Origin of the sequence: Chitinophaga sp. YR627 (genome assembly GCF_900114995.1) — a bacterium.
In the GTDB taxonomy this organism is placed as follows: domain Bacteria; phylum Bacteroidota; class Bacteroidia; order Chitinophagales; family Chitinophagaceae; genus Chitinophaga.
The window spans coordinates 1-12,202 of sequence record NZ_FOUX01000001.1 but is presented as its reverse complement, the minus strand read 5'-3'; the positions used below and the strand labels follow the sequence as shown (position 1 = coordinate 12,202).

Here is a 12,202-nt window from a genome sequence, read left to right as displayed (position 1 = left end):
TCGGGATTAACAACAACGGGATGAAAGACCCGCGGCCCAACGGCTCACAGGTTGAATTTCCCCTCCACTAATTTTCCTATCAACGGTATAGGGCGCTGTGCCTCATTAGATGCTGTAATAATTCCCAGCAGCATCAGAATGAATGGGCACAGCGAAATAATGTAAAACAATGTCGCCAGAGATGGCAGTATACCGACCAATATGCCACTGGCAATACTCAGGGCAATAGAGAAAATGATGATACCAAGGGACTGACTCAGGTGATACTGAACAAACGGGCTTTTATCGTCAGACTTCCTGTAAGAAAGATAGGCAACTACCCATCCTATCAGCGTAATATAGGCAACAATTGCCATCGTGCGGTTCGTCATGATATGGATTTTTGATACCATGCAAACGTAACATGTGATCAGCGACTTACCATGAAAACAGCAGCTACAAGCGGACTACGACTACAATTTGCCGCGTCTACAAAGCGTCTACGAAAAAGATACAACATGATGATTATCAACAAATTGACATTATACGCCCTTTTCCAGCCAGATTCTTTTTTGTACTTTAGTCCGGATGTTACGAGAACTCATAACCATATCGCTACTGCTCATCATTAGCCCCATTACGTTTGCTCAGCAACGATATATTGACTCACTGGAAGCAAAACTCAATCGGGAGCAACTATCTGATTACGAAAAGACAGTCATCCGTTGTAAACTGACAAGGGCGCTTTTTGAGACAAATCTGGAAAAAGCTATCCAGCTCACCAACAATGCCGCCGAGGCTCCCGGGGCCGACGCAAAAGCATGGCTCTACGCGACCAGAATACATCTGCTGGTGCAGCGAAAGGATAAACCAGCTGCCTACGCGGCAATGGACAGCGCCATGCGCTATGTAAACAGTGCTAAAGATCCTATCGCCAAAGGCATGGTCTGGTTTAGAAGCGGCTGGCTGGATCTCATTGATAATGAAAATGATGATGCAGTAACGAAGTTCCTGAAAGCGCTGGATTACTTTAAGGGAGACGCCGGAGTTGCCTACTCCGCCATCACCTGTCACTACCTGGCCAGCATCTATAGTTATGGTACAGATCCCGCCCGCCAGGGAGAATATGCCCGGCTGAGTTATAGCCTGGCAAGACAAAGCGGTGAAGCCGACGTACTGAATACAGGTTATTATACGATAGGGCAATATTATTATGACCAATATAAACTGAACCCAACGCAACAGCCACTGCTGGATACCGCCTTGTCCTTTTACAGACAAGCCATTGACCTGAACAAACGCGATCCGGGTCACATACTCGTAAGAAGCAATACGGCCGGTATTGCCCTCAATTTGGCCAATATCTACTTCCAACACTACCCCGTCTCCTACCGGGACAGCGTATATCATTACCTCGACCTGGCAGAAAATATCACTTCGGCCAGCGGACTGACAGAAATACTGGTCAATTGTTACGGTATGCGTAGTGAATACGAGTTGTTGAATAACAAACCTGCAGAAGCGGAACTCATTCTGCTGACTGCTCTTGCCCGTACGGAAAGCTCGCCCATAAAAATGCCCCTGACCCAGTCACGCATTTATAATGCCCTGGCCAGAGTTGCTGAGAAACAGGGAGATACAAAAAAAGCCCTGGGTTATATGAAAAGCTTTGTTGCCGCCAACGAGAAAGCCTTCAACCAGGAAAAGATCAATAATACCCAGCGCATAGAAGCCCGCTACCGGTCAGCACAACAGCAACAAAAAATAGCCCTGCTGGAACAGGAAGCCGTCTTCCGGGGCAAACGGAACCTGTTGTACATAGGATTAGGTATTGCGGGATTTCTCGCCCTTACCCTGCTCCTGGTGTCTTATAATTACCGTCTTAAAGCCTCCATCCGTAAACAGGCACTGATAGACAAGGAGAAAGAAGAAGTTATTCTTAAAGTGAAACTAAAGGAAGCAGAAGCAAGTCAGCTGATCGCCGAACAGGAACTCCTCCGGGAACGGCAGGAAAGACTGGAAAAAGAACTGCTGGCCGAACAACTGCAAAAACAGGAGAAAAACCAACTGATGGAAATGCTGGCTGATAAATCTACTGCCGGTAATGATCAGATTAAAAAATTACTGAAACGCCAGCAGCAGCTGGATGAGGAATATGAAGGCCATAAAACGGACTTCGTAGAGGTACACACAGCCTTCTTCGAACAGCTGCAACAACAGGCAGGCGATTCACTAACAAGACTGGACATGAAATACTGCTCCTATATCCTGATGGGACTGTCTAATAAAGAGATCTCCAACCGCTTAAATATTGAAGCAAAAAGTATCCGTATGGCACGTTACAGGATCAAACAAAAACTGGGCTTGGGAAAGGACGATAATCTGGACAATTTCATCAGAACACTGGGATAAAAAAAATTTTCAGGGTTACCCAACCCTTTGCTTTCATGAGGGGGTATTACTATCAAACAAACTTTATGAAAGCGACAACAATCAAGCAAACTTTAGTAGTACTGTTATCTGTTAGCCTGTTCTTTTCCTGCAAAAAAGATGACGACAAACCCACCCCTCCAAAAGGCTGTACCATAGATATGGCCAGCATTGCAGGCACCTATAAACTAACGGCTTTAACCTACACGGCATCTGGTGATAAAGATCCTGTCAACTACCTGCCATTCCTGGATGACTGTGACAAAGACAATATCACTATTTTCGGTAAAGATGGTACGTATGAGTACAAAGATCTGGGCGTTGTCTGTGATCCGTCCTCTTCTGAAAAAGGTGTATGGAAATTACAGGATAAAACGATTGTAATAGACGGCGAAGCAACAGGGGCTATTGAAAGCTTCGACTGTAGTAAACTGGTATATTCTGCGGGCAGCATCCTATTACCGGGAGATAAAATGACAATGACCTATACCAAACAATAACTTGTCTCTATACTGATGAATGACGTATGCTCCTTTATCAAAAGGAGCATACGTCGCTTGTGGTTATTGCTTCTTTAACCACTGTTTATATTCTTTACTGTCTTCTATATCTTTCAAATCAGTATAAGACTTGTTCTCTTCCAGCGTTTTCTTCAGCAACTGCCAGGCTTCTTCTTTTCTACCGAGACGCAATAGTATCCTGATCTTGCTATCATAGATAAAGTACTCGCTCTTGTCCTCTACCCAGGCAGCCGCCTGATTGATAAGCACTAGCGCTTCCTCCATTTTTGCGGCATCCTCATATGTCTCATGCATCTCCCAGGCTACGGCATTGCCCATAATACGGATTGCTTCCTTATAGAATTTCCCCATACTGGTATCTGGCAGCAAATCCTCAGGTATCAGGGACAGTCCTTTTAGCCCGGTTTCAATACAGGTTAGACGCCCCTTTCTCTTATCTTCTTCGGACATATCATCATAGTAGTCATCGCTGGCAAGATTGCTGTACGCATTCGTTTTCACATAGTGCAGATACAGGAACAGGTATTTGTCTTTCACCTTACCTGTATTAAAGTATTCCAGGGCCTCGTTGTATTTCTTTATCGCGTTCAGCGGTTCTCCTGCATAATTAAACCACAGTTCATTGCCTGCTTCAATAAGATCTGCCACTTCCTTCCATAATCTGGCTGCCGGCGTATCTATCACTTCATTAGGTACCCAGTTCTCGCGTAGATCCAGGTCCACGTCTGGCAATCTTTCTGCTATTTTCAAACGATCATCAATAGTAAACGAGTTCCCTTTCAGACTCAGCGAACGAAGTTTAGGCAGGCCATACAATTCCTCCGGCAGTTCGGACAACATGTTGTCATTAAGATTAAGTATATGCAACTGCTGCAAGGCACCAATTCCTTCCAGGTGTGCAGCTGTAAATGGTTTCCTTAAATGACCGACCATTCTTCCGTCACCGAAATCTGTTTTACTAGCCTGCAGATCCTTTATTTCCTGCAATCTTACCGGATCGTGTGCAAGATTCTTTGCGATGTCTTCAAAAGCATCCTTGTCGAGATCCTGCAACCATCTCCTGTAAAGATCAATCTTCAGTTCTTCAAGGGAAGTGATCTTAAAGAAACCTTTCAACAGCTCCTGTTTGACCAATGGAGAACTGGCATCATTATAAATTCCTGAAGCGTGTATTATCCTCAGTTTCGTCAGCCCTGATAAATCCGGCAGTTCATTGATATAAGACAATGCGCTATCCAGGTAAAGTTCTTCCAGCTGTTTCAATGTTGTAAGCGCAGCTGGAATCTGCCTGATTGAATTCTGGTTCATATACAGACGTTTCAGACCTGTACAGCCGAGAATAGCGTCAGGAAAATCCACCGGACTAACATCCGTGCATTTATCACAGTGGAGTTCTTCCAATGCGGGGATACCGGCGGTTAATCCGAAACCGATACACTTGCTTACATCTAATACACGCAGGGATGTTGACTGGCTGAAATCCGTCGGTATGCTCAGATTAGTATTCTTAGAAACGTCCAGCACACGCAGGTGTTTCAGTTGGGTCAGTTCCACAGGCAACGTTTCCAACCCGCAGGAGGAAAGATATAATTCCTCTAATTGTTCGAGACCAGCTATTTCCGCAGGAATCTCCCTGATCTCATTTCCATTTAAGACTAATTTCTTCAACGCGCTAAACGTTGTCAGTACCGCCGGGAACCTACTCAGGGACTTTTTGCTAAGATCAAGCACCTGTATAGTTTCAGGCTTCGCCTTCAGGCGCTCCAGTTCCTCCATCACTATGAGACGGCCGGCTTGTATGCCTTTCTTCAGCGGAGATTTCTTTGCCTTCAGCAGATCAATAAATGCGTGCCTGTCAAACTCATTGTTTTTAAAGACACCTGCCACCATGACTTCTTCGAAATCCTTTTCCGTATAGTCATAGGTAAAGAAGTCATCCGAATCGCCAAAATAATTGATCAAAACGGCGCCTTTAGGCGTGATATTCGTATCATGGTCTGAATTCAGGACATATGGCACACTTGTAATACCTTCGATAGTGATCGCACCATCGTTATAGTTACCATCCAGGGCAAATTTAATGTCCGCATTACCGGTGATATGAATAAACTCGCTGCCACTATATAATACGTCACATTTCACATCCCCACGTACAAACAGACATGGGAAGCTTTCTTCACCCAGTGAGATGTCGCCTTTTACAGTAAGATTACCGTTTACAAATACCAGCAGATCGGCAATTTCAGCAGGTTCTTCCTGGTCTTCCAGCATTTGCCTCGCCAGGTCAGCAGTCAGATCACCATCTATTGTGAGACCTTTCTCAAAGTATAATACAAGATTAAAATCAATAACACCGATAGGATCATAGCCACTGAAATCGAATTTTGCTTTTGCCTCTTCAGCAGTCAGAATTTCTGGCTGAACAGATGCAACTGCTTTTTTAGGTGCGCTGGCGCTTGCCTTGAAACCCGGCAAAAATTCGTCTCTGATAATGTGCTGGCCTTTGTTGATGTATTTGCCAATCTTATCGCTGTCAGCATATTCTTTCTCCCTCACCAGCTCAGGCCGTAATACAGTGATATCACTATACTCAGCATTTGGAGCTTCTATCCCATAATCGCCGACAATTGTTCCGGATACACCTCCTTTAAAAGTAAAGGAATGATCATCTGCAAAGATGGCCATTGCCTGCGTACGGCCTTCTACCGTTAGTTGACCATGGTTATAATACCCATAGATGGTCTGTTCAGCCACCAGGTCGCCTTTGATATAAAATTCGCCGCCGCCTTTGTTAATGCTTTTCACCTGTACATTTCCGGTGACAAGCAGGTGTTCGCCATTATCAATGTCCGGCTGGAATAATACACCATTAACAGTGAGGTTACCATCCACGATGATCCCATATATGTCGTCCTTCGCAGCAATGCAGAATTTATAGGTATCCAGCATGCTGTCAAATGTAACATCGCCTTCATATACCATGTACTTTCCGCCGTCATCATACAAACCATTAATGTACTGATCAAGCTGAAAACGTGCTACCGCCTCTTTTTCGGAAATAATGTGAAAATCACCTGGTGCCAGGGCCTTGCTGTCTTTTACAATCTTTTTGTAGCCTTTACCTGTCTTTTCTTTGACAAGTTTGTCATATTCCTGACGGGCTTTTGCGGGGTCATCAAAATCTTTTGTTGTGGTCTTTCCATGGGTGCCGATCTTACCGTATCGGGTAGCAATGGTATGGGCAGTCAATGAAATCTGCCAAAACTTTGAGGATGTCCCATCCTGCAATTCGAAATACTGGAGCATTTTTTTGATAGGTTTTACAATAATGATGTTCGCTTACCATGGCCGGTCTATCCGACTGGCCACATATTTATTTAGTACAGAATCCTTGATATATTGAGTAAAGTTTTCGAAAGCAGTATCTCCAAGATTTCCACCTGGAAATGGTTGACTTTTATATAACAACAGATATGATGTGCCATCACAACAGCCACTGTTTTTACCATCTTTCCTGGAATTTATCGCAACACGGGAAGCATGTTCAATAAATCTGTCCCAGCCAGCAATATCCATACGAAAACCAAATCCTGAAAAAGGGAGCACTTCATCGCTCTTACCTGCAAATCCCATGATAGCATTTCTATATTGTGGCATAGTCTTATAGATAATACCTTGCACACCATCCCTCCGTTTCCGCAGATGCAACACATATGAAGTATCAAAAGAAGGAAGACAAAAAAAGAATACCGTATTAGTATCTCTCAGATCTTCATTAAAAGGAATAGAAAATCCCTCGATGAGGGCAGCTAGTTCGGACCGTTGCAGGGTTGGTACGGAATCAATCACATCACGCTCTTGATTATTGGAGGTCTCTCGCTGGCATGACAACAAAAACAAAACAATAGTCCCTAAAAAAATGGCTTTCATGAGATATCAGTCCCGGTTATGGCAATAAATATAATATAAATATTTTATTACATCCGGAAACTTATAGACAAAGAGGTCCTCTTCACCAGAGGACCTCTTTTTATTGTACACTGTTCCAGGGCAGGATAGGTCCGCTATATGGTTGGGTAACAATACCTGCACACGAACAGGGAATATAGGGAGCGAGTGTCAACAGGTAAACATTATACAATGTAAACAGGAGCATCAACACCAGCGATCCAAAGAGCGCCTTCCTGCGGAAACGACTGGTCAGTAATAACAGGGCAAGCACGATCTCTGCTGCAGGTAATAAAAACGAAAGAATAAGGAAATGATCTTTTACCAGTGGCGATTTACTAAGGGTATCCTGGAAACGGTTAAATCCAAGGTACTTGCTCAATCCCACAGTGAGGAATAGCATGGCGATGAGATAAGCCATCAGCAATTCAACAGATGATCGCTTCATTTCCCGGATTTAGATCTTGGTTGATAATAACAACAGAAAGGTAGGAAGACACTGTGCTATATTTTATCAGTCGATATATTAATTCCGTTTATGTCCAGATTAGCTGTCAGTTAACCATCCAGTCTTAAAAGCAAAAAAGCCGGTGTAAGCTACTTACACCGGCTTTTTAAACAACTATATTTCATCAGAAGAATTTCGGACAATCCACTCTTGCTTTCTTTCTCTCCGGACTCAGCATAGATCCAAAAGTATATCCGATAGACAACTCATGTGTACCGTTATTGTAACTCTGTAGTGGTCCTGTAGAAAAATCGTAAGCATATCCGATGCGCAGGTTTTCCGTTGGGAATACCTCTATTGCTGCGATAGCCGAGTTGCGGGTGGATAATGCTTTCTGCAGATAATCCTTACTGTAAAGATCAATACGGGTACGATAACCACCTCCGACCCAGAGCATTTGTTTAAACAGCACGAAAACGTTCAGGTCCATACTGGTTGGTCCTCCCCTGTCATCTTTGATGAGGAAAGAAGGTTTCAGCTGTATCTGCTCATTTACCGGCAACATAAAACCTGCGGTCAGATAATAATGCGGTCTTGGTTGCGGGATATACGCGTATTTAGCCTTGTTCACATGTGGCGACACCAGGTTATCGACAGAAAATCCTGCATAAAATGTCTGATCAGCATAATAGATCCCTGCTCTGGCATCCGGTACCATGGTTTTTATAACACCAGGCGTGATCGTGGTTTCCGGATCCTGTGTCCAGAGTTGTCTGCCATCTATTCCCAGTTGTACCAATCCGGCACTGATACCGAATGAGAGTCTGGCGGTGCCATCCTCATTTGTTCTGATACGATAGGCGTAGTTAGCATATACGGATTCAGAAGTCTGGGCGCCCAGTCTGTCACCACCTACCTGCACACCCCATCCCACATTACCATCGGCAGCAATATTATCAACGGCAATAGAGAAACTCCGGGGAGCCCCATCTATACCTGCCCACTGATTACGGTAATAACCATGTATGTTCAGCACCTCTTTATAACCAGCATAAGCAGGGTTAATGTATATGCCGTTGAACATGTACTGGCTGAACTGTGCGTCTTGCTGAGCAAACGCAAGTTTGCCCAGCAACAACGACATCATCAATATTAGACTTCTTTTCATGTTAATCTTTCATTTTGCGGATAATCGTCGTGTATCCTTTCACTACTTCCCACTCACCGTTGGCTTTTTTAACACGCAACAGGTAATAGTAAGTACCATCGTTCAATCCATTGCCGCTCCAGGTATTCTGATAATTCTTCTGTCGGTATACTTCGTTGCCCCAACGATTGACCATTATTAACTCATTTTCTACATACTTGTTAAGTCCGCGTATTTCAAACACATCATTCTTACCATCACCATTTGGTGTAAATAATGGTGGTATTCTCAGATCTGTTTCTACAACAGTGATCTTCACCACAGCAATGTTGGTGATGTAACCATCGACATCGCTGATCTGGTAACTGAAGTCATCTTCTCCGGTATAACCGTTGTCCGGTACATAACGGATAGAACCATCTTCATTGATGATCACCTGACCATGTTTAGGAATGCTGATGATCGTTAAGCTCGGAACACTGAATGTTGATTCCACCGGATCATCATTATCCAGCACCGTAATGACAACCGCCGTACTTGCACGCGTCTCAGCCTGATCATCATTTGCCTGTGGCGGAGCCGGAACAGTTGTTTCTGTAGGCGTATCGTTATTCATCGATGTACCAGAGATATCTGTCACGGTTGCGTTAGCAGGCGTCAGACCAGTAACGGTTGCTGTATTCGTAACACTACCGGCTTCTTTATCCTGTTGTGTGATGTGATATACCGCAGTCATTGTCACCGACGCACCTGGTAGCAGGGTACCACTATAGTTTTTGGTTACACCCATCTGCGGATCCGATACCACGATATCGTGCAGCGGCACATTACCGGTGTTCGTGACATGGAAGATGTAAGTGATCTCATTTTTATCCCTTGCGCCCACTTTCACCAGTGCAATAGCAGGATTAGGCACTACTGTAATCACCGTGATGTCCACTGTTACAGTAACTGTACCACCATTACCATCACTGATAATGATTGTGAAACTATCAGGGCCGGTATAACCGGTATTTGGTGTATAAGTATAAGAACCATTTGCATTCACGATAGCAGTACCGTTTGCAGGAGGCGTACCCAGCGTATAAGTCAGGACGTCTCCATCCACGTCTGTTCCATTGACTGCACCGTTTACCGGCGTATTCAGCGATGTAGACTGTGTATCACCGGTTCCGGTTGGTGCATCATTTACAGGTGTAACAATGATGCTTACCGGTACAGTGATAGAACCACCGTTACCATCGCTGATCAGGATGGTGAAGTTATCCGGACCATTATAATTCGCATTTGGCGTATAGATATAAGTACCATCAACATTGACAATCACACCACCATTTACAGGTGCGGTACCCACGACATATGTCAGCGGATCACCATCTGCATCATTACCGGTTACGGCTCCGTTTACAGGAGTATCTTCCAGTGTCGTGCGCGAGTCACCTGTACCGGTTGGTGCATTATTAATAGCGGTGACAGTTATATCAACTGTTACGGTGACAGTACCACCGTTACCATCGCTGATAATGATTGTAAAGCTATCCGGACCACTGTAACCAGCATTTGGTGCATAGGTGTAAGTACCATCCGCATTCACTATGGCAGTTCCGTTTGCAGGAGGTGTACCCAGGGTATAAGTCAATACATCTCCGTCTACATCAGTGCCGCTTACAGCACCGTTTACAGGCGTATTTCTCGGCGTAGTACGGGTATCACCGGTGCCTGTTGGCGCGTCATTTACAGGTGTCACGACAATCGTTACAGTCACTGTAGCTGCACCACCATTGCCATCACTGATCACTACCGTAAAGGCGTCGGTTCCATTAAAGTTAAGATTCGGAATATAAACAAATGTTCCGTCTGTATTTACTGTAACGATGCCATTTGCAGGATTTGTCGTTCCTATAACATAGGTCAGCGGATCATTGTCAGCATCGGCTCCGGTTATTGTTCCATTAAGCGGAGTATCTTCTGGTGTAGTCAGGTTAAGATCTGTACCAGTTGGCGCGTCATTGACTGCTGTAACCGTAATGTTAACTGTTACAGTAGTTGTTCCGCCGTTACCATCGCTGATCACTATGGTGAAGGCATCTGTGCCTACATAGTCAGCATTTGGTGTATAGACGAATGTACCATCTGCATTTACTATCACGCTACCATTGGCTGGGGTGATCGTTCCGATTGCATAAGTCAAAGGATCATTGTCTGCATCCGCTCCGACTACAGCGCCATTTAATGGTGTGTCTTCCGGAGTGGTCAGATTCTGATTCGTACCAGTTGGCGCATCATTGACTGCCGTAACCGTAATATTAACTGTTACAGTAGTTGTTCCACCATTACCATCGCTGATCACTACGTTAAAGGCATCTGTGCCTACATAATCAGCATTTGGTGTATAAACAAATGTACCGTCTGCATTAACTACCACGCTACCATTTGCTGGGGTGATCGTTCCGATTGCATAGGTCAAAGGATCATTATCTACATCGGCTCCAACTACAGCACCATTTAATGGTGTGTCTTCAGGAGTGGTCAGATTCTGATTTGTACCAGTTGGCGCGTCATTGACTGCTGTAACCGTAATATTTATTGTTACAGTTACTGAACCGCCATTACCATCACTAATCACTATAGTAAAGGCATCCGCACCATTATAATCTGGGTTCGGTGTATAAGTATAAGCTCCAGTTGTCGCATTAACAGTCGCGGTTCCGTTTAACGGACCTGTACCTAAGGTATAAGTCAACGCATCGCCATCTGCATCAGCACCAGATACAGCTCCATTTACTGGCGTATCTTCCAGGGTAGTCTGCGTATCTCCTGTACCAGTCGGCGCATCATTGACAGCTGTAACCGTAATATTTACTGTCACAGTTACTGAACCGCCATTACCATCGCTAATCACAACAGTAAAGACATCCGTACCATTAAAATTAGGGTTCGGTGTATAAGTGTAAGCTCCCGTCGTTGCATTCACAGTTGCTGTTCCACTTACCGGACCTGTACCTAAGGTATAAGTCAGCGGATCACCATCCACATCAGCACCAGATACTGCACCATTTACCGGCGTATCCTCCAGGGTTGTCTGTGTATCTCCTGTGCCTGTTGGCGCATCATTGACAGCGGTAACTGTAATATTTACTGTCACAGTTACAGAACCGCCATTACCATCACTAATCACTATAGTAAAGGCATCCGGACCGTTATAATCTGGGTTCGGCGTATAAGTATAAGCTCCAGTTGTCGCATTAACAGTCGCGGTTCCGTTTAACGGACCTGTACCTAAGGTATAAGTCAACGCATCGCCATCTGCATCAGCACCAGATACAGCTCCATTTACTGGCGTATCTTCCAGGGTAGTCTGCGTATCTCCTGTACCAGTCGGCGCATCATTGACAGCTGTAACCGTAATATTTACTGTCACAGTTACTGAACCGCCATTACCATCGCTAATCACAACAGTAAAGACATCCGTACCATTAAAATTAGGGTTCGGTGTATAAGTGTAAGCACCCGTCGTTGCATTCACAGTTGCTGTTCCACTTACCGGACCTGTACCTAAGGTATAAGTCAGCGCGTCGCCATCCACATCTGCACCTGATACAGCGCCATTTACTGGCGTATCCTCCAGAGTAGTCTGCGTATCACCTGTGCCTGTCGGCGCATCGTTTACAGCTGTAACTGTAATATTTACTGTCACGGTTACTGAACCACCATTACCATCACTAATCA

8 protein-coding genes are annotated in these 12,202 nt (G+C 44.6%); 2 read left to right on the top strand and 6 right to left on the bottom strand.

The window, feature by feature from the left end:
• Positions 1-44 precede the first annotated feature (44 nt).
• Positions 45-371, bottom strand: coding sequence for a magnetosome magnetite crystal formation protein family (locus tag BMZ72_RS00040; RefSeq protein ID WP_089804018.1), 327 nt, complete (start codon positions 369-371; stop codon positions 45-47).
• Positions 372-567: 196 nt separating this feature from the next.
• On the opposite strand from BMZ72_RS00040, the gene BMZ72_RS00035 reads away from it, so the two are divergent.
• Both BMZ72_RS00035 and BMZ72_RS00030 read left to right on the top strand, forming a co-directional pair.
• Positions 568-2,391 carry a LuxR C-terminal-related transcriptional regulator gene (locus BMZ72_RS00035; protein ID WP_089804016.1) on the top strand — a complete coding sequence of 608 codons (1,824 nt, stop codon included), beginning with the start codon at positions 568-570 and terminating at the stop codon, positions 2,389-2,391.
• Between the two features lie 65 nt (positions 2,392-2,456).
• Positions 2,457-2,909, top strand: a complete 453-nt coding sequence (locus BMZ72_RS00030) for a lipocalin-like domain-containing protein (RefSeq protein ID WP_177222623.1) — start codon at positions 2,457-2,459, stop codon at positions 2,907-2,909.
• A 63-nt stretch (positions 2,910-2,972) separates the two neighbouring features.
• On the opposite strand, the gene BMZ72_RS00025 is transcribed toward BMZ72_RS00030, so the two are convergent.
• The 5 genes from BMZ72_RS00025 to BMZ72_RS00005 form a co-directional block, all read right to left on the bottom strand.
• Positions 2,973-6,236, bottom strand: coding sequence for a WGR domain-containing protein (locus BMZ72_RS00025; protein ID WP_089804013.1), 3,264 nt, complete (start codon positions 6,234-6,236; stop codon positions 2,973-2,975).
• 33 nt (positions 6,237-6,269) lie between these two features.
• Positions 6,270-6,860: a hypothetical protein gene (locus tag BMZ72_RS00020; protein ID WP_143087551.1), complete on the bottom strand. Its 591-nt coding sequence runs from the start codon at positions 6,858-6,860 to the stop codon at positions 6,270-6,272.
• A gap of 100 nt (positions 6,861-6,960) precedes the next feature.
• Positions 6,961-7,326: a MauE/DoxX family redox-associated membrane protein gene (locus BMZ72_RS00015; RefSeq protein ID WP_143087550.1), complete on the bottom strand. Its 366-nt coding sequence runs from the start codon at positions 7,324-7,326 to the stop codon at positions 6,961-6,963.
• A gap of 184 nt (positions 7,327-7,510) precedes the next feature.
• Positions 7,511-8,494, bottom strand: coding sequence for a PorP/SprF family type IX secretion system membrane protein (locus tag BMZ72_RS00010; RefSeq protein ID WP_089804006.1), 984 nt, complete (start codon positions 8,492-8,494; stop codon positions 7,511-7,513).
• Position 8,495: 1 nt separating this feature from the next.
• A partial coding sequence (locus tag BMZ72_RS00005; RefSeq protein ID WP_143087549.1) for an Ig-like domain-containing protein occupies positions 8,496-12,202 on the bottom strand: 3,707 nt, incomplete at its 5' end.